The organism is Acinetobacter corruptisaponis (genome assembly GCF_030053775.1).
Taxonomy (GTDB): domain Bacteria; phylum Pseudomonadota; class Gammaproteobacteria; order Pseudomonadales; family Moraxellaceae; genus Acinetobacter; species Acinetobacter corruptisaponis.
The window spans coordinates 1,321,928-1,342,870 of the sequence record NZ_CP125669.1 but is presented as its reverse complement, the minus strand read 5'-3'; the positions used below and the strand labels follow the sequence as shown (position 1 = coordinate 1,342,870).

Genomic DNA, 20,943 nt, shown 5'->3' with positions numbered 1-20,943 from the left:
AATATCTCTATGACAACACGTTTAGTGTCTCCGACCTTAAAAACATTTTTGGGTCTTGTATTCGGTGTGGTTGCAACCACCACCATTTTTGCGGCAAATCCAAAAATTGATGCGACAACGTTAACCGTCATTGGTTACCATGAAATCACAGAGCATAAAGATGCATTGATCCCAAGTTATGCGGTTACTGCACAGCAGTTTAGTCAGCATATTGATTGGTTAAAAAATAATGGCTTCCATTTTATTAATGTGGATCAACTGATTAAAGCCCATCAAGGCCAGTATAAATTGCCTAGTAAACCTGTATTACTGACGGTGGATGATGGCTATCAATCTTTTTATCAAAATGCCTATCCCGTAATTCGTGCCAAAAAAATCCCTGTGGTTTTAGCTGTGGTCGGTTCATGGCTGGAACCGAAAGAGAACCAGAATGTGGATTTTGGTGGGGAAAGCATCGCAAGGAACAAAATCTTGAGCTGGGACGAGCTTAAGGAGATGCAGAATAGCGGCTTGGTGGAGATTGCCAGCCATAGTTATCATTTGCATCAGGGGATTAATGCAAATCCACAGGGTAATCTGGAGCCTGCCGCCATTACCCGCATTTATGATACTAAAAGCAAAAGTTATGAAAATGATGCCGATTATCAGGCACGTGTCTATCAGGACCTAAAAAAGAACAATGACCTGTTAAAGGCACATGGTCTGCGTTCACCTCGTGTGATGGTCTGGCCTTATGGCCGCTACAACATGCAGTTGGTCAAAACCGCCAAGCAACTGGGCATGCCGATCACCATTACCTTGGATGATGGGGCAGACCACGCCAAACAATCCATTCAGAATATGAGCCGTATCTTGATTCAGGGCAATATGTCAACCAGCGCGCTCGCGCAGGAAATCAAGAACCGTGAACTGAACCTCGGTGACAATAATCGTCCGCAAAAAATCATGCATGTCGATTTAGACTATATCTATGATCCTGATCCGCAGCAACAGGAACGTAATCTGGGACATTTACTGGATCGAATTAATGGTATGGGCGTAAACACCGTTTATCTACAGGCCTTTTCTGACCCCGATGCGAATGGTTCGGCAGATATGGTGTATTTCCCGAACCGTCATATCCCGATGCGTGCAGACCTGTTTAATCGCGTGGCCTGGCAAATTCAGACCAGAACACAGGTACAGCGTTTATATGCGTGGATGCCGTTACTGGCGTGGGAATTACCAAAAAAAGACCCTGTTGCAGATGAGCTGGTTGAAACCCAGCAGGCCAAATCAGGTGAGCATTTAAATATGGGCTATATTCGTTTAAGTCCATTCTCACCAGAAGCTCGGCAGACCATTAAGGAAATTTATCAGGACCTAGCGAAATCAACCCCATTTGATGGCCTGCTGTTCCATGATGATGTCACTTTGTCTGACTATGAAGATGCCAGCCCAGAAGCATTGGCGGCTTATGCAAAACAAGGTTTGCCAACCGACCTTGCCAAAATACGCAACAATGATGCTGACCTGCAAAAATGGACGGCCTTTAAAACCCGTTATCTAGATGACTTTGCAATGGAGCTTGCAGGCGAGGTACGTCAATATCAGCCTTATTTAATGACTGCACGGAATCTGTATGCACAGGTTGCCCTGAATCCGTATGCGGAAAACTGGTATGCACAGTCTCTGGAGGAATCGCTTAACCGTTATGATTTCACCGCCATTATGGCGATGCCCTATATGGAACAGGTGAAAAATCCAGACAAGTTCTACACTGATATTTTAAATCGGGTCAAGAAATATCCGAATGGCATTAAGAAAACGGTGATGGAACTACAGGCAACCAACTGGCGCAATGACCAGAAAGTTCCCTCAGAAGAGATGGCGGCAACCATCAAGTCACTGTATGAACAAGGCGCCATGCATATTGCATATTATCCAGATGATCCGATTCAGGATCATCCAGATGTAAAAACCATGCATAACGCATTTGGGCTAAAATCATCTCAGCTTGTCCCATAATGGAGTCATATCAATGAGTTGGATTGCTTTATTATGGTCATCAGCTATTAAGTTTGTGTTCTATTATCCATTGTTCATGTCATATCTATGGATGATTGGGGCACTGATTTTTTACTGGAAAGAGCGTCAGGACCCACCTTACCAGCAACCAGACGCATTGCCACGCTATCCTAAAGTTGCGGTATTGATTCCCTGCTTTAATGAGGGGGAGAATGCAGATGAAACCATTCGCCATGCCTTGCAACTGGACTATCCAGATTTTGAGGTGATTGCGATCAATGATGGCAGTTCCGACAACACGGGCGAGGTGCTAGACCGTCTGGCAAGCCAGTATGAAAAATTGCGGGTGGTGCATTTGGCCCAGAATCAGGGTAAGGCGATGGGTTTGCAGGCAGGTAGCCTAATGACCGATGCTGAATTCCTGATTGGTATTGATGGCGATGCCTTGCTTGACCCACATGCCGCCAAGTGGATGATACGACATTTCCTTGAAGATTCGACTGTGGCGGCGGTAACGGGAAATCCACGTATCCGTACCCGTTCAACCCTGTTAGGGCGGATTCAGGTTGGGGAGTTTTCTTCAATTGTGGGCATGATTAAACGTGCCCAGCGCACCTTTGGACGTTTATTCACGGTATCAGGTGTGATTACCGCATTCCGTAAAAGCGCGGTGCATCAGGTCGATTACTGGTCTCCGAATATGTTGACTGAAGATATTGATATCACCTGGAAATTGCAGCGCGCAGGTTGGGATGTCCGTTTTGAACCAAATGCACTGGTGTGGATTTTAATGCCAGAAACCATGAACGGTTTATGGAAACAGCGTTTACGCTGGGCGATGGGTGGGGCACAGGTGCTGGTCAAGAATATTGATGTGTTCTTTAAGCCTAAGCTGAACTTCTTATGGCCATTGATGCTGGAACTTTGTTTGACATTAGTCTGGTCCTATTTGATGTTGATCATGGCAGTGATGTGGCTGCTGCATTTTATTCTGCCAATTCCTGGATTAACTGTGGTCAGCTCGCCTTTCTTACCCTATGGCAGCGGAATTTTATTGGGTGCCACCTGTTTAATTCAGTTTGCTTTAAGCAAATGGATGGATAGTCGTTATGAACCAAGCTTAGGGAAAAATTATTATTGGATGATTTGGTACCCATTTGTATTTTGGTTAATCACGATTACTGCTACAATCGTCGCCTTTCCGAAAGTGCTGCTACGCAATGATGGAAAACGTGCCCGCTGGATCAGTCCTGATCGTGGTATTCGTTGAATCTAAAGATTCATTTTGCTGAGTAAAGAGCAATGAAAGCAAACAGTTTGATTATTGATTTACGTCGCCAGCTCCCATGGCATAAACGTTATGCATCAACAACAACGACAGCAATAATGTGGGCAGGCTGGTTGCTGCTATGGCGACCATTTATTCTGGTTTGGGTCTTGGTGGAAATTAAGAAAACCTACCTGGCACAACGTCTGGTTGAAGCCTTTGGTGATGGCATTGAGCAGGGCGTAACGGCTTTGGTATTGTGTGCTGTTGCCTTGTTGCTATGGGGTTTTTTACCTGCAAAACGTGTGCATAAAACGCATGTGGTGGAAAAATCACTGCCTGATTATGCGCGCTATTTTGAATTGCCTGAACAGGAAATCCAGTTGGGGCGTCAGCAGAAAGTCACCACCGTACACCACGATGAAAATGGTAAAATTATCCGTGTCGAATAATTTTATGGTTTGAGCCTGAAAATAATATTGAATGCCTTGATTTTTTAATTAACCCGAATCTTGTTTAAGCCGATATTTCCATAATACGAATCATCGGCTTGTTTTGATGACATATTTGATAAGCACATAAAGATGCGTAAATACCAGCTAAATAGCCTGCAACACTTCTCGCTCTAGTCGTCACTAGATTGTACGCCCCCTTCAGCAAACTGAATAAAGTTTCAATCTTATTGCGTTGTTTCAGATGGTATTCATCTGCTTTTGATAACTGTATAGATTTCATGTTCTTTCGATGATAGGTAATTAAATCAATATCTTGTACTCTTAATTTACTCTTTAATTCATGACTAATATAGCCACGATCAGCATACAATTTAGCAGTCATTCCCTTGACTAACTGTTCAACCATTTTTATATCTGCTGTATGCCCATTTGATAAAGCTGTGCTGAGTATTTCACCTGACTGATTCATAAGTACATGCAACTTACAACCAAAAAACCAACCCATAGAACTTTTACCACGAGTTGCAATTGCTGCTAGCGATTTATGTCTTTTTATTCGCTGATTTTTACAGACAGCCAATGTCGTTGAATCGATCCATAAATAAGGACTTTGCTGATCTTTCATCAGGGCGAAATGTAAGGCATGTAAAGCCAGTTGATGAGTGTTGATCAGGTAAATCATACGTTGGTAACAAGGCAGGCTTTTGAATAAATGAAAATAGTTATGTCTCAGTGCCGTAAAGAATGCTTTAAAGTTATTGAAATGTGAATGTTTATACCAAATTGCAATAAAGACAATTTCAGAAATACTGAGCTGTGCAGGGCGAATTCTTAGGCATTTAAGATTTTGCTTTAAGAAGTTCCAGTAAACTGATTCAAATTTTAGAAAGAAATCATCAATTATACAGAATAATTGGGTACTATCGAACATAAGGACTAGAGTCGTAAGTTTTGTGTGGTAACTAACTGATGGCTCTAGTCCTTCTCTTTTTCAAGTCTATGGCTTATCCGTGATTCAGGTTAATTAAGGCATTTTTTTTATATTCCTAAATTTCAGGTATAAAAAAACCAGCATTAAGCTGGAATTTTTAGCACCATATTTCATTTGCTGAAAAATGGTGCCCGAGGCCAGACTCGAACTGGCACGCTTTGTGGGCGGGGGATTTTAAATCCCCTGTGTCTACCGATTTCACCACTCGGGCATGAGCGCAATAATAGAGGACACTTGAAAACTTGGCAAGAGTAAAACCAAGTATTTGCTTTCTTTTCAGTCAATTCATGTGTTTATTTATGGAGACTAAGTTTCTAGGTAATCATCTTAACTATTTTTGTCATTAACTACCTTTAATTTTGACTTTCTAACAAAAATGTAAGTTAGAAATAAAAAGAAAAAATTTTAAATTTTAGTTATTTAGCCCATATAATGATCTGTATGGTGAGGATATGCTTTATCTATAGAAAAAGTGATAAAAAATTTCTTATATTTTCATTTTTCATGACACAACCTGTCATAAGGATGTGAAGAATATGTATAGATGAACAGAATAAGATGAATTGGGTAGGAAATGGCAAAAAGTTCTGAAAAAAGTGGGCAATTGGCTGAGCGTTTAGCAAAGATACTGGTCAAGTTAAATGATGGTGTACATCTTGATGTAAAGAGTTTGGCAGACGATTTCAAGGTGAGTGAACGTACCATTATTCGAGATATAAACCGTTTAGAAAGTGCTGAGTTATTATTACAGCGGGATGATCAGCAAAGATATTACTTGGAAACCAAGTCAACTGGTGTATTTAAACAAAAAGACATACGAAGTTTTGCCAAAATTTCGGGCATTCAAAGCTTATATCCAAATTTAACAACACCATTTTTAACTAAGCTGTTAAATCGTGAGCAGCTTACCTATGAGGCAAAGGGTTATGCTTATGAAGATGCAAGTCAATTCGAAAAATTACTGGCAATGCTTTCAGAAGCAATTGAGAAAAATCAGCAAATTGGCTTTTTATATAATGGCGAACCTAGAGTCGTTGAGCCTTATCGTTTGATTCATCATCATGGAAGCTGGTACTTGGCTGCTGTGCGAAAAGGAAAGCTTCTTACTTATCGGGTGAGTCGTATAACTCGTTCTTATCAACAGCATGAGCTTTCAACATTCGAACCGAATCCAGATATTTTAAAACAATTAGAAGATGAAGACAGTATTTGGTTTGGACAGGAAAAAAGTGAAGTGATTTTAAAAGTTCATGCCGATGTGGTATTGCATTTTATGCAACGCCAACTTTTACCTGGGCAAGAGCTGGTTAAGACATTGGAAGATGGTGGGATATTGGTATCCAGCAAAATTAGCCATGCCATGCAGCTTTTACCTTTGGTCAGGTATTGGATTCCGCATGTGGAAATTATTAGTCCTGAGCATTTACAGGATGAGTTGGAATATGGGTTGAAAAGGTATATGGAGAGGTAGGAAAGTCAAAAATGCAGCAATAGGTTGATGCCCTAAATAGAGCTAAATATTTGAGTTATATTATTTAAGTGAAAGAGAGTTTAAAATGCCTTTACCTCCGTTGATTTTAGCAGGTGTTGCAATTACTGCCGTTGCAGGCGTGATTGGTGGATACTATGTAAAAAAATATTATAGTGGACTAGCAAACAAAAAAATTGCGATTCTTGGTTTAAGTCAAAGTGGAAAAACCACATTACTTAGTTTTTTACAAAATGGTAATTTGCCTGAAAAATATGATGCAACAATAGATCCTGAAAAGTTTAAAGGGAAAATCTCGGTTAAAGACTTGAAAATCAAGTTTGAGGCAACTGATGTGAGTGGTCGGCAATTTTCTACATGGGATTATGCACTTAAAGATGCTGATCATATTTTTCTTCTGATTAATTCCTATGAGTTAATTAATAGGAATAAAAAATATAATGATGAGATTAATAATGCTATTACTACAATATCCAATTATTTAGAAAGTGAATATACAAAAGAAAATGTTAAAGTGATATTACTTGCTAATTTTTCTGATCAATTGCCTATTTATGAGACAGCTATCCTTGAAGATAAGTTAAACAGTAATCCTCTTGTTAAAAAAATGCGAGCTGAACTTGCTACACAGGCACAAGTGCGATTAGTTTCTGGTAGTTTGAAAAATACAGTATCTACACAAAAATTGGTTTTAAGAGCATTTAATGAACTAGTTGAGAAAGGGAACTAAGCGATGAAAATTTTTTGTTGGATGCAAGCTTTAGAAAAAGATAAAGCAGATATTATGACCTTATATCAAAATGAGAAAGAGGTATCTTTACAGAAAGCTGATACTGATCTTTATATTAAATTAGTTTATGAAACTAAACTGCATGGTAAATGTGAAATCAGTCAATCTAATTTAAAGGTATATTCTTTAGGGAATAATTTTTTACTAAATATCAATTTAGGTTTTAAAGATAACTTGGGGAGAAACAATCCAATTGTTATTCTTGTTGAAACAGAACATAATGATGCTTTTGATATAGAGGGGCTTGAGCGAGTCCTATATTTATTTGTTCATCACAATTTAGATTCTGGTTTTAGTGTGGATTCAATCAAAAATATACTCAACCCTGTAAAAAAAAAGTCCATATTCAGATGGTGGATTACGAGGAAAATCAGAACCATTTGGAAGAAAATCAAAGCCGAATTGCAAAAATTACAGTCAGCCTCACGATAGTTATTATTCTCATTGTGATGATCATCATTCTAAAATAGTGATGATTGTTGGTGTTGGGATTACAGTTTTGGGGTCAGGTCTTTATCGTTATAAACGAAATAAAGTAAAAAAGGAAAGTGAGGTCAAAAAATGAGCATGGGATATTTTCCAGATAAACGAGATGAAAGAAGAACGATTGTGATGATCGATCATCGTGATTTGGATATATGTATGGAAAATCGTGAAAATTCAAAATTTTTGCGAGATGATGATATTTATTACTTACCTGTGCCAGTTGATCCCGATGATCTTAAACACTCTTCTATTCTTGCACAGCTTGATAAGGAGAATAAGCTACAAAAAAATAGAATCCTGATTTTAGATGATTCCGATGATACAGATGTTTATGAGTTATCTAATAAAGTGATTACTGAAAATCCTATCAAAAAAATAGAGAATTTTGCAAACTTTTGTGGTGCTTTAGGTGCAAAAGAACTCATTTTTGAAATGGAAAAGTCTGATCAAGATTATTCTAAAATGAGTGGTTCTGTTGGTGGTGGAGCAAGTGATTTTGCAAAAGCTGGGATGGAAATAAGTCGTGAGATGCAGGAAAAGATCAGACAAAAAATTAAGAAAGAATATTGTTGGGAAGGAGGTGAACCTGATTTAGAAAAAGCAGAACAGCTTTTTAATTTGTATCGTTTAGAGCGAGAGGATGGATTAGGAGATTTATTAGGTTTAATGAAAAATAAAAATAATCCATTGAAACGAAAAGTGGTGCATTTAGATATAACTCGTGATCTCAAGGATACGGTTAAGGTGTTTGCTAAGGCAGAATTACCAAAAATTCCAAAGTTGGCAAATCTTCAAATGGATTTTTCTAGTATTAAAAATATTGATACCTCTTTGAGTTTAAAGGTTACCGTTATTTTTAGAGACGATTAATTAAATATGAACTATAGGATAAAACTGCTTCCCCCAAGATTTTTTATTGGGGTGAAGCAGCATAATCATCAGTATTTCAGGCATCAAGTTCATTAAGATGTTACAAGCATCTTTGACTTGACTGCGATTGACTGAACTATAGTCAGATCATGAAAAAATACATACAAAATAATTTCATAAGCACATCAATTTAAAGGTCTTTTTTTAAATTATTGTATGAGATTAATAGTAATTTGACTATATTATAAGTTGCGCCACCATAAATAATTTGATTGCGTAGAGTATAGAGTTGGCTAAAGATACAAACCAATAAACTAGAGGTATCTTTTTCGGTTAAAGCACGTAGAGCTTTTTGCTTATGTTGTGCAAAACTTTGTTCCCAGGTTTTTTGATCAATCAGATTGTTATGAAAGTCCCAAAATTCTTGAAAGGTAAATTTATTATCTAACAAGATACGAATGCTATTTGAAAATGTATTCCAAACAGATGAGTAAATTTTTTGCTGATCATCAAAATAATAAATTTTATTGATAAACTCGACAAATGAGTTTCTATCTACACTACGCAAAATTGAGGCTAAGTCTTTCGCATAACCTGCATTAAAACAAATCCATAAGAAAATAAAGCGAGAATCTAGATCATCAGACTGTTCAGCTTTTTCAAGCCAACTCAATGCACGATGAATCCGCAAATTAAAATCATCATTATATTCAGGGCGGTGTTGAGAAAAATATTGTTGTAGCTGCTGATAGGTCATTGTGATTTTCAGATTATATTATTCCATTGAAAAGGCTATACAAGGAATAAAAACAAAGAGAAAGGAGGGGGTAAAATTATTTAATGGTTTTACTTTGATCTTTAGTCATATTCATTGAATTTCAAATAAACCATCAACCCAATAAATCCAAAAATTGGCGTAAAAAGACCAGAAATCAAGAACCACAATAGAAAAGACTGACCTTGGCTTTTTGCATAGGTCGCAACTAAAAAAGCAAAAAATACTAAGATGAGAAAAGGCATATAGTATCTCCTGATAACGTTGTAGATTAGGCAACAAGCCATTCCTGACGAATATTGGTTGCTTGATCATCTTGATCTAAATCAAATATGACCTTTAGTCCAAGCTTCAGATCAATATCTTTTTACCATTCATTGCTAGGGAATGGGTAGCGAACAGCATTCTCATCAATAATAATGCCTACTTTATTCAAACGTGAATAATATAAAATAATCCCAATAATCATATATTCTTTCTCATTATCTTTAGAAATTAAAGTAATTATGAATAAGGGGAATGACAGGTGATGTCATTTTAAAATTTAAACCTAAAAATTAATAAAATATTTCACTCTGACACAAACTGTCAAACAGCTTTTATATATTGAGTCTGTTACTTTTATAGGAAGCAGGTGATGGAACAAAATCTTAATCAAACAGAAACTTTAGCTCATGATTGGTTTTATGAGAAAAATGGGGAACGTGTTGGAGCAATTTCTCAATCACAAATGATTGAGCTTATTCAAACAGGAGGGTTGCATCGAGATACAGCAGTATGGCGAAAAGGTTTAAATGACTGGATAACTTTGGATAAAACTGAGTTGAATCAGTTTGTTGATCGTACTCTGCCACCACCATTAACAGGTCAGCATGTAAATAATACAATGGTGTGGATATTGGCTTTTGCACCCATTTTAGGACTGTTTCTGGAGTATTTTGTAACAGGCATGTTCTCTGGGGGAAATGTCGAATTAGCGACTTATAAGGTTGAAGAGGGCTATTATTTTGTAATTACCATCGCCTTAAATATCATGCTTTCTATTTTGGATGAAAGAAGATTAGAAAAGGTAGGGGTGAAAACAGAAAAATTCAAAGGTATGGTGTGGTTAGTGCCTGTGTATTTATTCCAGCGTGCTAAAGCGCTGGATCAAAGTCTGGCTTATTTTATTGTGTGGATTGTTTGTTTTCTCGTGGCAAACTACAGTTGAATTAAAATTATAAATACCATATTAAGAAGCTGTTTAGGCAGTCTTTTCTATATTTTACACATATTTTCAGACATAAAAAAACCAGCATTAAGCTGGAATTTTTAGCACCATATTTCATTTGCTGAAAAATGGTGCCCGAGGCCAGACTCGAACTGGCACGCTTTGTGGGCGGGGGATTTTAAATCCCCTGTGTCTACCGATTTCACCACTCGGGCTTTACCAATGGAGGCGGAGGTCGGAATCGAACCGGCGTACACGGAGTTGCAGTCCGCTGCATGACCACTCTGCCACCCCGCCATCTCTTGGTGATGCACATATTAGCAATCTTTAGGAAAAAAACAATAGTGTTTCGGGTGAATATGCACATAAAAACAACATCTAAAAGCATATTGGGCAAATTATCATGTATCATTTGCATACTTATCTGATTAGTAAGCGCTTACTTATACTCACTTGGGAGATACGCTGTGGCATTGGTTTTAGACGGTCGTGCATTGGCAAAACAAATCGAGGCAGATTTGTTGGTACGTGTAGAGGCACTTAAAGCAAAAACGGGGCGTACCCCAATTCTGGCAACCATTCTTGTCGGGGATGATGGTGCATCTGCAACTTATGTGCGTATGAAAGGCAATGCTTGCCGTCGTGTGGGAATGGACTCACTTAAAATTGAATTACCAAAAGAAACCACCACAGCGCAACTTCTGGCTGAAATTGAAAAACTCAATGCCAACCCTGATGTGCATGGTATCTTGTTGCAACACCCAGTGCCTGAACAGATTGATGAAAGAGCATGCTTTGATGCCATTTCACTGAAAAAGGATGTGGATGGGGTAACTTGCCTTGGTTTTGGTCGTATGGCAATGGGTGAGTCTGCTTATGGTTCAGCGACACCAGCGGGCATCATGACCATTTTGCAGGAAAACAACATTGAAATCGCAGGTAAACATGCGGTGGTGGTGGGGCGTTCAGCGATTCTAGGTAAACCAATGGCGATGATGCTGTTACAGGCCAATGCGACAGTGACGATTTGCCATTCACGTACCCAGAATCTTCCTGAGCTGGTTAAACAGGCAGATATTATTGTCGGCGCAGTCGGTAAGGCTGAATTGATTCAGAAAGACTGGATCAAGCAAGGTGCGGTTGTGGTTGATGCTGGTTTCCATCCTCGTGATGGCGGTGGTGTAGGTGATATCCAGCTTGTTGGTATTGAAGAGGTTGCATCTGCCTATACACCAGTACCAGGCGGTGTTGGCCCTATGACGATTACCACATTGATTCGTCAGACCGTTGAAGCCGCTGAAAAAGCTTTAGGTTAAAATCTCTGTTGACCTCTCCCTAGCCCTCTCCTAAAAGGAGAGGGAACACGATAGAAACAAGCCTATGAGTTGTACTTTTCAATTTGCCAAAGCACCTGAGCAACTGCTGAAAGCTTTGCATGAAGTTATTCCAAACACTGATTTATTGGCACAACAGCTTCCTGAAACGCCAATTTCCTTATGGCTGATTCCCCCTGTATTTCCGACTAACCGTCTGGATGATGAAGTGATTCGTCGGATCTGGAATGAAACGCCATATTGGATTTTTTGCTGGGCATCGGGTTTGGCAATGGCGCAATGGTTATTGGCTGAACCGCATCATGTTAAAGATAAAGTGGTACTGGATTTTGGGGCTGGTTCAGGCGTGGTGGCGATTGCCGCAAAAATGGCAGGGGCAAAGCGGGTCATCTGCTGTGATATTGATCAGGTCAGCCTGGAATCATGTCGTGAAAATGCCTTGCTCAATGATGTCGAGCTTGAGTATCTGGATGATTTATACAAGTCAGAACAGGTGGATGTCTTGCTGGCTGCGGATGTGCTTTATGATCAGTGTAACCGATTCTTTCTGGATGAGTTTCTAAAATTCGCACCAGAAGTCTGGGTAGCGGATAGTCGGGTTAAAAACTTTAGCCATCCCCAATATATGAAGATTGATGAGCGCAGTGCAACCACTTGGCCTGATCTGGATGAAGCCAAAGAGTTTCGCAATGTCAGTTTTTATAAGACCTTATAATAAATACACAGTTATAGGGTAAGGTGGTTTAAATCAACCACCTTATTTTTTTAATTATTATGAACAGGTGTAGCGGACCACTTTAAGTGTTGTTGGGCGTGTTTCCAGTGCTTGACGTGTTGCATAACCCTCACTATTGTTTAAATCAGGTGAGTTGGATAGACCAAAAGTTGCACGGCTGTTGCCAAGTTGCACCCCATATTGTTCCTGTTTGGTAGGGTTCATAATTTCATTGACACTGAGTATCGAAATTTTATAGGTTTTTTCCATTCCTAACACCTGTTTACAGGCGTGCTGTAGCTTTTTCTCATCAACATCACTGTTGCTGCGTGCTGCCAAGGTATAAGCCAGTGTTGCCGAAGTTGCCGTTTTATTTTCAATTTCATAACCTGTTACACCATTGTACTGATGTGGAGTGCTTTGACATGCCGCAACCAGAAGTGTACCGCTCACAATAATCAATAAATTAATTTTTTTCATATTAGTGGTCCTATTATTTCTAGTCTTAGTATCGCATAAATTAGATTTTGTATTGTGATGAATCTTTAAAACTCACGCTGTTTATCATGATTTAGGTTCAAAATGAGAGAAAGAATTTTCGTTTTCGAACAATTTTGCATATAATCGTGCAAGTTTTTATTTTTATACACAAGTCATTGCTGTATCGCAGTGTTGAAGCCCATTTTTTTAATGGGTATTTCATTTATTGCTTTGATACATAAGGCAAGTCTGAGTAGGTATGCCATGATCTCTACAGATAGTCAAAAAAAATATGTGGTTGCATTTGACCAGGGTACAACGAGTTCACGTGCAATCGTGTTGGATCACGATGCAAATGTCATTAGTATCGCCCAGCGTGAATTTACCCAAATCTACCCGCAACCAGGCTGGGTTGAACATGACCCAATGGAAATCTGGGCAACACAAAGTGCGGTGTGGGTTGAGGCTTTGGCACAGGCAAGTATCTCAAGTGACCAGATTGCCGCGATTGGTATCACCAACCAGCGTGAAACCACGATTATCTGGGATAAAAAAACGGGCAAACCGATTTATAACGCGATTGTATGGCAGAGCCGCCAAAGTAATGAGATTTGCAACCAGCTCCGTCAGGATGGCTGGGACGGGTATGTGCGTAAGGTCACTGGGCTGGTGATTGACCCATATTTTTCGGCAACCAAGATCAAGTGGATTCTGGATCATGTTGAGGGAAGTAGAGAGCGGGCAGAACGTGGCGAGCTGTTGTTTGGTACGGTGGATAGCTGGCTGATCTGGAAACTCACCAATGGTCAGGCGCATGTGACTGATTATACCAATGCCTCACGTACCATGCTGTTTAATATCGAAACACTGCAATGGGATGATAAGCTGCTTGAGGCCTTGAATATCCCGAAAGCCATATTGCCTGAGGTGCGTAGTTCTTCTGAAATATATGGGCATACCCATACCATCAGTGGTCAGGAAATTGGAATTCCAATCGCGGGAATTGCAGGGGATCAGCAGGCCGCCTTGTTCGGTCAAATGTGTGTTGAAGCGGGGCAGGCAAAAAATACCTACGGTACAGGCTGTTTCCTGCTGATGAACACAGGTAAACGTATTGTTCAATCTGAACATGGTCTACTGACCACGATTGCATGTGGGCCACGAGGTGAAGTGAACTATGCCCTGGAAGGTGCGGTTTTTAATGGTGGTTCATGTGTGCAATGGCTGCGTGATGAATTAAAGGCCATTAACGACTCGCATGACTCGGAATATTATGCAACCAAAGTGAAAGACAGTAATGGCGTTTATGTCGTTCCTGCATTTACGGGGTTGGGTGCGCCATATTGGGACCCAACCGCACGTGGCGCGATTTTGGGAATTACCCGTGGCGTGAGTATTGAGCATATTATTCGTGCAACGCTGGAATCCATCGCTTATCAAACCCGTGATGTGCTGGATGCTATGCAGCAGGATTCGGGTGAGAGGTTACGTACACTTCGTGTAGATGGCGGTGTCACTGCCAATAACTTCCTCATGCAGTTTCAGGCGGATATTTTATCGACTTCGGTTGAACGTCCAGCCATGAAAGAGACCACAGGTATGGGAGCTGCATTTCTGGCAGGTTTAGCCGTTGGCTTCTGGTCTGATCTGAATGAATTGAAGAGCAGAATGACCATTGAGCGAACATTTACACCCGCGTGTAGTCAGGATGAAACCGAAAAACTTTATCAAGGCTGGTTAAAAGCTGTGGGGCGCACACGTGACTGGGCTGAAAATTAAGGTAAAATAACGCCATTCGTAATTTAAAATAACTTAGGATGGATGAGCATGAGCTTGATACTACGCCAACAAAAAACCCTCGAACTGGTGAGAGAGCGTGGCTATATCAGTATTGAAGAGCTTGCTCAATATTTTGATGTTACCCCCCAAACCATCCGCCGTGATATTAATCAGTTGGCGGATGAGGGCTTGCTGCGTCGCTATCATGGTGGAGCCGCGCATGATTCCAGTGTTGAGAATACCGAATATACGATGCGTGTCGGCTATATGCTTGAAGAAAAGCGCAGGATTGCAGAGGCGGTGGCTGCTGCTGTGCCTGACCATGCGTCATTATTCATTAATATTGGAACGACCACGGAATCGATTGCCCATGCCTTGCTCAACCATACAGGCTTGAAAATCATTACCAATAACCTGAATGTTGCCAAAATTCTCAGTACCAAGGAGGATTTTGAAGTGCTGATTGCCAGTGGTCGGGTTCGCCCTGATGGTGGGGTGATTGGTCAGGCAACGGCTGATTTCTTTAAGCAGTTTAAGGCGGATTATGCGCTGATTGGGATTAGTGGCATTGAAGAGGATGGCACTTTGCTGGATTTTGACTTTCAGGAAGTGTGTGTGTCACAGGAAATCCTCTCAAGTGCACGCCAGGTTTTCTTGGCGGCGGATAGCAGCAAGTTTGGCCGTAATGCCATGATCCGTCTGGGTTCATTGAAGCAGGTGGATAGTATCTTTACTGATCAGCAACCCAATGAGCAATATCTAAAAACCATTCATGATTTGGGTGTGAATTTGGTTGTTGCTCAATAATTTTTCATTTTTGAATATGATTTTAGCAATAAATATTTCTATAATTTAAATCATTGATCTCATCTCTAAATATGGTGCGGTAGGGGCGAACTGTGTTCGCCAGAATTCAATGATAAATAATTATATATTTGATATTTAAAATAATTTAATTGAGAAGAATCCTAAAATAAAAGATCCTTTTTATATACAGGCGAACACAGTTCGCCCCTACTATTTTATACTTACTTAAAAAAATGCCAATTTATTGGCATTTTTTTGCACAAAATTTATTGTTTATTTTCATTTTATATGTTTAAATTTTCATTATCGAAAAATAATGAAAATTTGCGGTGATCATATGCAAACTTCTCCTCAGTCAAATGACAAAATCTATGACCTTGCTGTTATTGGTGGCGGTATTAACGGTGTTGGTATTGCTGCTGATGCTTCAGGACGTGGTCTATCGGTATTCCTGTGTGAAAAAGACGATTTGGCAAGCCATACCTCCTCTGCCAGCAGTAAGCTGATTCATGGTGGTCTACGTTATCTCGAACATAAAGAGTTTCGTTTGGTGCGTGAGGCATTGGCCGAGCGTGAAGTCTTGTTGGCTAAAGCACCGCATATTATCCGTCCAATGCGTTTTATCATGCCGCATCGTCCGCATTTACGTCCAGCATGGCTGATTCGTACAGGATTATTCTTTTATGATCATTTGGGTAAACGTGAAAAGCTGCTGGGTTCAAACAATGTTTATTTTAAAGAAGATAGCCCGCTAAACTCTGCCATTACCCGTGGTTTTGAATATTCAGACTGTGCTGTGGATGACTCTCGTCTGGTGGTTTTAAATGCCATGCATGCCCGTGAGAAAGGGGCTGATGTAGTGACCCGAACCCGTTGTCTTTCTGCACAACGTGATGGGCAATATTGGCTGGTCGATCTGGAAAATGAGCATGGTCAATTCCAGATTAAGGCGAAAGCCTTGGTTAATGCGGCAGGACCTTGGGTTGCGCAATTTATCAAGCAGGATTTGCAGCTTAAATCTCCTTATGGTATCCGCCTGATTCAGGGCAGTCATATTATTGTGCCGAAGCTGTATGAATGTGACAAAGCCTTTATTATGCAGAATGATGACCGACGTATTGTGTTTGCAATTCCATATCTGGACCAGTACACCATGATTGGCACCACAGACCGTGAATATCAGGGTGATCCAGCACAGGTGAAAATTACCCAGGAGGAGATTGATTACCTGATTGAAGTGAGCAATGCGCATTTCAAGAAACAACTCACCCCACAGGATATTATTTCGACTTTTGCGGGTGTGCGTCCTTTATGTGATGATGAATCGGATAATCCATCAGCCATTACCCGTGACTATACTTTGGCCTTGTCCAAAGGTGAAGAGGGGCAGGCTCCATTACTTTCTGTGTTTGGTGGAAAATTAACGACATATCGTAAACTGGCTGAATCTGCCATGCAGCAGCTCAAGGCATTTTTCCCTGAGATTCAGGGAAGCTGGACTGCGACAGAGGCATTGCCTGGCGGTGAAAATATGCATTCTGTTGAACAGTTGATACAGGAAATCCGTGCACAAATCACAGATGCTCCAGAAGCACTGGCAAAACGCTGGGCTTCATCGTATGGTTCACGGATCTGGAATATATTGGGTGAAACAACATCGGTTGACCAACTCGGAAAACATTTTGGTCAGGGCCTGTATGCCAAAGAAGTAGATTATTTATGTCGCTTTGAATGGGTAACAAGCAGTCAGGATGTGCTGTGGAGACGTTCTAAACTGGGACTCAGCTTCACTCAGAAAGAAACAGAGGCTTTGGATGCCTATCTTACTGTGAAAACTCATGGTAATGAAGCAGCTTAGATGAGGGTCTGCTGACCTTTCACAGATGCTTGCGACAGAGGGCATTTTTTAGACGGTACAAGGCATGACTTATGAGATTTAGCTATTCTAAATGAATAAGGCATAACGTCGTAGCGGCAAAAAATGCCCCTGTCCCGCAGGGTTATGGCTAAAACTTCCCTAAACTTCGTTATGAAACTTGACAAGGGGGGCACCATTGCCTGCGCTTCATGCCTTGTTTATGTCGTTTTAGCCTATAACGCAAGCATGGTTGAAAGGTCAACAGACCCTATAAACCCTCTATCTCATTGGTGTAGGGATAGAGGGTCAAAACGATTAGTACTTAAATTTGAATGCGACCGTATAGTTGGCTGGTTCACCATAGAAAGCCTGACCATCGGTAAAGCTATTTAGGTATTTTTTGTCTGTGACATTATCCGCATTGGCCTGAATGGTGAATTGAGGGGTAACTTCGTAGCTTGCCATCAAATTGAGAAGTGCGTAATCACCTTGTCTCAAATACGTTCCATAGTTTTCATCAAAGCGGCTAATCTTGCCTTGCCATTGCAGACCTGCACCAACTTTAAGTTTTGGAAGTAATGATGGGTTGTAGGTGGTTAACAGGTTGAAGGTCTGGTTTGGGTTATAGGTTCTAGCCGCACCACCATTTTTCAAATCTCTTAAGCTAAACTGGGTGTAGCCAAGCGAAACATTGACCTGATTGGTCAATTGTCCAGCCAGACCAACCTCAACCCCTTGTGAACGTAAATCACTGATTCCCACCTTACGGTTGAGCGGATTGCCATCGGAAGAACGCAGTGGATAATTGTTTTCCTCAGTTCTAAAGATGGCCAATGTTCCTGTTAGCCTATTATCCAGCCAGGCACTTTTAAACCCGACTTCATAGCTTTTACCATCAATTGGATCGGCCACTTTTCCTGTTGCTTCATCCACAGAGGTTTGGGGACGGAAAATTGAGGTGTAACTCATATAGCCCGTATATTCAGGTGTAAAATTATAGGTAATCCCCGCATAAGGTGAAACCTTACTTTCATCATAGGTCATTGGCGCATCGTAACTTACACCCTCGCTTTTTGCCTTGACATAGTTCGCGCCTAGTGTGAGTTTGAGCTCATCGGTTAAATGTAAACGTGTTGCTGCATAAATGGACTGGTTGCGTTGGGTATAATCTGCCGTTTTTGCAAAATCTGACCAAGTTACGCTTTTCGGTGTCCAGCTTGCCCAGTTGGTGGTGTATGGCGTGGTATAGGTTACCCCATCGTATACTGATTCCTGAAAGTCGATGTTGCTGTCATGCAGGGTTCCGCTTTTTTCATGGTCGTTCTGATCACTTTTTGAGAATGTATAGCCAATAATCGCTTCATGCTCACGGCCTAATAGGTCAAACTTACCCTGTAGGTTGAAGTCAGCGGTATGTAGTTTATTATTTTCCAGATATCCGCTCGGTGTTAATGAAATGCCTGAACCATCCGTGTTTGGATAGCCATAATAGTAGAGCAGCTGGCTTTGACGGTCTTTTTCATTATAGTTGTAGCTGAGGTTGGCCGACCAGGTGTTGAGGAATTGCTGTTTCAGCTCAAGAAATGCATTTTTAGAGGTATTGTCCCAATAGGCCCAGTCTGGATTTGGATTGTATGAGCGATCAAAACTGAGCTGTTTACCCGATGAATCCATAAGAGGTAGGGCCCCCCAGTTATTGGCATTCGGCTTGTTCTTTTCCTGACTTGCACCTACAGTAAGCAGGGTTTTATCGCTAATGTCTGCTTCTAGAACACCTGCAATCCCATTCTTTTCCAGAGAGTAACGATCTAAATGGGAGTCACCCGTTTGCTGGAAACCTGAAAGTCGTCCACGAACACGGTCATTTGGCAACAGGCTACCTGATACATCCGCTTCATAGCGCTGCGTATTCCATGAACCATAACTGAGGTTGGTGTTTGCCTGAAGTTCTTTGCCTGGACGTTTACGCACATAATTGATGGTTGCGCTTGGATCACCAAATGCATTGGTCAGTGCATCCGCACCCTTAATTACTTCAATGCGATCATAGAAAAAACTGTCTGGGTTGGTATCGTTGTAGTTCCATTGACTAGATGGGAAACCGACACCATCAACCAATATGTTGGAGATTTCAAATCCACGCGCCATATAAACAGCACGTTCAGTTTCCACTGAGTTTACGGTTACACCAGGAGTGTTGTTGAGCACATCTCTGGATGAGGTAAGGCCAAAGTCATCCATCTGCTGGCGTGTCACCACATTGATAGTTTGGGGAATTTCCTTGGCTTCGATATTTAACTTGGTGGCGCTGTTGCTATTTTTAATGGTATAGGCTTTGGTTTTTTCAGAATTGTTCTCATCTTGGATAGCCTGAACCTTGATGGTTGGCAACTGGGAGGTTTCATCGGCAGCATGGCTATATGATGCGCTGATTGAAAGTATCCCAGATATGGCAATAAATAAGGGAGTGCGTTTGGTGAACAGGAATTGGCTCATATAATAACCATATAGATGAGAAGTATTGTTATTACAATTATTATTACTGTTTGCTTATTTTGCAATTTATTTCATCGTTTGGCTTATAGAAAAATTAAAGAATATAAAAACGATTGATAAGAATTTTTAATCGGAAAGGTTGTTGTTTTATGCAGTAATCTCAAAACCTCCTCAAGAATTAGCCGTTTTAATTCTAATGGACATAGTATAGTCATTTAATAAAGTGGTCATTTGCAGGAAATATAAGATGGAAAACCTCGTCTGTTATAAACAAATGCCGATTTGGATGCATGACACGATTCCGAGTGGTTTTCAGAAAGCACACAATACCAAGCTGGGTACATGGGCAAGGCTCCATATTTTAAAAGGACAGGTTCAATTTGCCATGCTCAATGAAGCAGGTGAGACGATTTCAGAACACAACTTTTCCAGTGAACAACAACCGCCATTTATTCCTCCACAGGTATGGCATAAAATTGTCTCTAGTAGTGATGATGTGGCATGCCAACTCAGTTTCTATTGTCAGCCTCAAGATTACTTTAGCAAGAAATATCAATTGACTGCGACACATTCAGAGGTTTTGGCCGCCATGCCTTACTTAAATGGAGGAAAGGCCTTGGATGTTGGCTGTGGCAGTGGACGGAATAGTTTATATTTAAGTCAGCAGGGCTTTACCGTCGATGCGTGGGATGTAAATCCGAATAGTATTGAAACACTGAATAACGTGATTCAGCAGGAGAATATCAGCAATCTTCATACCCAGCTTAGGGATTTAAACCTGAATTGCCACATCTCGCGGCAATATGATTTTATTTGCTGTACGGTGGTGATGATGTTTTTACAACCTGAAACAGTGAAGCAACTGATTGCACAGATGCAGCAGGCCACTGAAGTGGGAGGTTTTAATTTAATTGTCTGTGCAATGGACAGTGAGGATTATCCTGTACAACCTGATTTTCCATTTAGTTTTCGGGCGGGGGAATTAAGGGAGGCTTATCACGGCTGGACATTGATTAAATATAATGAGGATGTAGGTGAGTTACATCGTGTGGATGCGCAAGGGCAGAGGATTAAACAACGCTTTGCCACATTGTTGGCACAGAAATGTTAATGCCTTGATATCTGTTTTGAAAT

At 40.6% G+C, this 20,943-nt stretch carries 18 protein-coding genes and 3 tRNA genes; 14 read left to right on the top strand and 7 right to left on the bottom strand.

Annotated features, from left to right (window positions below; all coding sequences use genetic code 11):
• Positions 1 to 9: 9 nt before the first annotated feature.
• The 3 genes from pgaB to pgaD are packed head-to-tail and all read left to right on the top strand — an operon-like array spanning position 10 to position 3,726.
• A complete protein-coding gene (pgaB, locus tag QLH32_RS06505) occupies positions 10 to 2,007 on the top strand; it encodes a poly-beta-1,6-N-acetyl-D-glucosamine N-deacetylase PgaB (RefSeq protein ID WP_283269298.1) in 1,998 nt (665 codons plus the stop codon).
• Positions 2,008 to 2,020: 13 nt separating this feature from the next.
• The gene (pgaC, locus tag QLH32_RS06500; RefSeq protein ID WP_283268746.1) at positions 2,021 to 3,277 is read left to right on the top strand and encodes a poly-beta-1,6-N-acetyl-D-glucosamine synthase; all 1,257 of its coding nucleotides are present in this window, start codon (positions 2,021 to 2,023) and stop codon (positions 3,275 to 3,277) included.
• Between the two features lie 32 nt (positions 3,278 to 3,309).
• Entirely contained in the window at positions 3,310 to 3,726 is a 417-nt protein-coding gene (gene pgaD / locus QLH32_RS06495; RefSeq protein ID WP_283268744.1) for a poly-beta-1,6-N-acetyl-D-glucosamine biosynthesis protein PgaD, read from the top strand.
• A gap of 64 nt (positions 3,727 to 3,790) precedes the next feature.
• On the opposite strand, the gene QLH32_RS06490 is transcribed toward pgaD, so the two are convergent.
• A complete protein-coding gene (locus tag QLH32_RS06490; protein ID WP_283268168.1) occupies positions 3,791 to 4,660 on the bottom strand; it encodes an IS982 family transposase in 870 nt (289 codons plus the stop codon).
• A gap of 185 nt (positions 4,661 to 4,845) precedes the next feature.
• Positions 4,846 to 4,931: transfer RNA gene (locus tag QLH32_RS06485), tRNA-Leu, on the bottom strand.
• Positions 4,932 to 5,294: 363 nt separating this feature from the next.
• Here QLH32_RS06485 and QLH32_RS06480 point away from each other — a divergent pair.
• The 4 genes from QLH32_RS06480 to QLH32_RS06465 all read left to right on the top strand — a co-directional run bounded on the left by QLH32_RS06480 (position 5,295) and on the right by QLH32_RS06465 (position 8,355).
• On the top strand, positions 5,295 to 6,191 hold the full coding sequence (locus tag QLH32_RS06480; protein ID WP_283268743.1) for a helix-turn-helix transcriptional regulator: 897 nt from the start codon (positions 5,295 to 5,297) through the stop codon (positions 6,189 to 6,191).
• Positions 6,192 to 6,276: 85 nt separating this feature from the next.
• Positions 6,277 to 6,939 (top strand): Rab family GTPase, encoded by a 663-nt coding sequence (locus QLH32_RS06475; protein WP_283268742.1) that lies wholly within the window; start codon positions 6,277 to 6,279, stop codon positions 6,937 to 6,939.
• A gap of 3 nt (positions 6,940 to 6,942) precedes the next feature.
• A complete protein-coding gene (locus QLH32_RS06470) occupies positions 6,943 to 7,431 on the top strand; it encodes a hypothetical protein (protein WP_283268741.1) in 489 nt (162 codons plus the stop codon).
• A gap of 210 nt (positions 7,432 to 7,641) precedes the next feature.
• Positions 7,642 to 8,355 (top strand): hypothetical protein, encoded by a 714-nt coding sequence (locus tag QLH32_RS06465; RefSeq protein WP_283268740.1) that lies wholly within the window; start codon positions 7,642 to 7,644, stop codon positions 8,353 to 8,355.
• Between the two features lie 190 nt (positions 8,356 to 8,545).
• On the opposite strand, the gene QLH32_RS06460 is transcribed toward QLH32_RS06465, so the two are convergent.
• Entirely contained in the window at positions 8,546 to 9,112 is a 567-nt protein-coding gene (locus tag QLH32_RS06460) for a HEPN domain-containing protein (RefSeq protein ID WP_283268738.1), read from the bottom strand.
• 655 nt (positions 9,113 to 9,767) lie between these two features.
• Between QLH32_RS06460 and QLH32_RS06455 the strand changes: the two genes are divergently transcribed.
• The gene (locus tag QLH32_RS06455) at positions 9,768 to 10,340 is read left to right on the top strand and encodes a DUF4339 domain-containing protein (protein WP_283268737.1); all 573 of its coding nucleotides are present in this window, start codon (positions 9,768 to 9,770) and stop codon (positions 10,338 to 10,340) included.
• A gap of 129 nt (positions 10,341 to 10,469) precedes the next feature.
• On the opposite strand, the gene QLH32_RS06450 is transcribed toward QLH32_RS06455, so the two are convergent.
• Positions 10,470 to 10,555, bottom strand: a tRNA-Leu gene (locus QLH32_RS06450).
• 8 nt (positions 10,556 to 10,563) lie between these two features.
• Positions 10,564 to 10,637 (bottom strand) — tRNA-Cys (locus QLH32_RS06445).
• A 170-nt stretch (positions 10,638 to 10,807) separates the two neighbouring features.
• Here QLH32_RS06445 and folD point away from each other — a divergent pair.
• Positions 10,808 to 11,656, top strand: coding sequence for a bifunctional methylenetetrahydrofolate dehydrogenase/methenyltetrahydrofolate cyclohydrolase FolD (gene folD / locus QLH32_RS06440; protein ID WP_279960576.1), 849 nt, complete (start codon positions 10,808 to 10,810; stop codon positions 11,654 to 11,656).
• Between the two features lie 64 nt (positions 11,657 to 11,720).
• Complete coding sequence (locus tag QLH32_RS06435; RefSeq protein ID WP_283268736.1) at positions 11,721 to 12,389, top strand: class I SAM-dependent methyltransferase; 669 nt, start codon at positions 11,721 to 11,723, stop codon at positions 12,387 to 12,389.
• 57 nt (positions 12,390 to 12,446) lie between these two features.
• Here the strand turns inward: QLH32_RS06435 and QLH32_RS06430 are convergent, their stop codons facing one another.
• Positions 12,447 to 12,869 carry a hypothetical protein gene (locus QLH32_RS06430; RefSeq protein ID WP_283268735.1) on the bottom strand — a complete coding sequence of 141 codons (423 nt, stop codon included), beginning with the start codon at positions 12,867 to 12,869 and terminating at the stop codon, positions 12,447 to 12,449.
• Between the two features lie 264 nt (positions 12,870 to 13,133).
• Between QLH32_RS06430 and glpK the strand changes: the two genes are divergently transcribed.
• From glpK to glpD, 3 genes are all read left to right on the top strand, one after another.
• Entirely contained in the window at positions 13,134 to 14,648 is a 1,515-nt protein-coding gene (gene glpK / locus QLH32_RS06425; protein ID WP_283268734.1) for a glycerol kinase GlpK, read from the top strand.
• A 48-nt stretch (positions 14,649 to 14,696) separates the two neighbouring features.
• Positions 14,697 to 15,455: a DeoR/GlpR family DNA-binding transcription regulator gene (locus tag QLH32_RS06420; protein ID WP_267981063.1), complete on the top strand. Its 759-nt coding sequence runs from the start codon at positions 14,697 to 14,699 to the stop codon at positions 15,453 to 15,455.
• Between the two features lie 337 nt (positions 15,456 to 15,792).
• Positions 15,793 to 17,313 (top strand): glycerol-3-phosphate dehydrogenase, encoded by a 1,521-nt coding sequence (glpD, locus tag QLH32_RS06415; RefSeq protein WP_283268732.1) that lies wholly within the window; start codon positions 15,793 to 15,795, stop codon positions 17,311 to 17,313.
• Between the two features lie 315 nt (positions 17,314 to 17,628).
• On the opposite strand, the gene QLH32_RS06410 is transcribed toward glpD, so the two are convergent.
• Positions 17,629 to 19,809: a TonB-dependent siderophore receptor gene (locus QLH32_RS06410; RefSeq protein ID WP_283268731.1), complete on the bottom strand. Its 2,181-nt coding sequence runs from the start codon at positions 19,807 to 19,809 to the stop codon at positions 17,629 to 17,631.
• 247 nt (positions 19,810 to 20,056) lie between these two features.
• Between QLH32_RS06410 and tehB the strand changes: the two genes are divergently transcribed.
• Positions 20,057 to 20,920, top strand: coding sequence for an SAM-dependent methyltransferase TehB (gene tehB, locus QLH32_RS06405; protein WP_283268729.1), 864 nt, complete (start codon positions 20,057 to 20,059; stop codon positions 20,918 to 20,920).
• Positions 20,921 to 20,943: the final 23 nt, after the last annotated feature.

Bases quoted from the DNA above. Each gene is read 5' to 3' on its own strand.
- QLH32_RS06420 (WP_267981063.1), top strand. From the start codon at position 14,697: ATGAGCTTGATACTACGCCAACAAAAAACCCTCGAACTGGTGAGAGAG.
- QLH32_RS06430 (WP_283268735.1), bottom strand. From the start codon at position 12,869: ATGAAAAAAATTAATTTATTGATTATTGTGAGCGGTACACTTCTGGTT.
- pgaC (WP_283268746.1), top strand. From the start codon at position 2,021: ATGAGTTGGATTGCTTTATTATGGTCATCAGCTATTAAGTTTGTGTTC.
- pgaB (WP_283269298.1), top strand. From the start codon at position 10: ATGACAACACGTTTAGTGTCTCCGACCTTAAAAACATTTTTGGGTCTT.
- pgaD (WP_283268744.1), top strand. From the start codon at position 3,310: ATGAAAGCAAACAGTTTGATTATTGATTTACGTCGCCAGCTCCCATGG.
- QLH32_RS06455 (WP_283268737.1), top strand. From the start codon at position 9,768: ATGGAACAAAATCTTAATCAAACAGAAACTTTAGCTCATGATTGGTTT.
- QLH32_RS06480 (WP_283268743.1), top strand. From the start codon at position 5,295: ATGGCAAAAAGTTCTGAAAAAAGTGGGCAATTGGCTGAGCGTTTAGCA.
- QLH32_RS06435 (WP_283268736.1), top strand. From the start codon at position 11,721: ATGAGTTGTACTTTTCAATTTGCCAAAGCACCTGAGCAACTGCTGAAA.
- QLH32_RS06475 (WP_283268742.1), top strand. From the start codon at position 6,277: ATGCCTTTACCTCCGTTGATTTTAGCAGGTGTTGCAATTACTGCCGTT.
- QLH32_RS06465 (WP_283268740.1), top strand. From the start codon at position 7,642: ATGGAAAATCGTGAAAATTCAAAATTTTTGCGAGATGATGATATTTAT.
- QLH32_RS06470 (WP_283268741.1), top strand. From the start codon at position 6,943: ATGAAAATTTTTTGTTGGATGCAAGCTTTAGAAAAAGATAAAGCAGAT.
- QLH32_RS06410 (WP_283268731.1), bottom strand. From the start codon at position 19,809: ATGAGCCAATTCCTGTTCACCAAACGCACTCCCTTATTTATTGCCATA.
- QLH32_RS06490 (WP_283268168.1), bottom strand. From the start codon at position 4,660: ATGTTCGATAGTACCCAATTATTCTGTATAATTGATGATTTCTTTCTA.
- tehB (WP_283268729.1), top strand. From the start codon at position 20,057: ATGGAAAACCTCGTCTGTTATAAACAAATGCCGATTTGGATGCATGAC.
- glpK (WP_283268734.1), top strand. From the start codon at position 13,134: ATGATCTCTACAGATAGTCAAAAAAAATATGTGGTTGCATTTGACCAG.
- glpD (WP_283268732.1), top strand. From the start codon at position 15,793: ATGCAAACTTCTCCTCAGTCAAATGACAAAATCTATGACCTTGCTGTT.
- QLH32_RS06460 (WP_283268738.1), bottom strand. From the start codon at position 9,112: ATGACCTATCAGCAGCTACAACAATATTTTTCTCAACACCGCCCTGAA.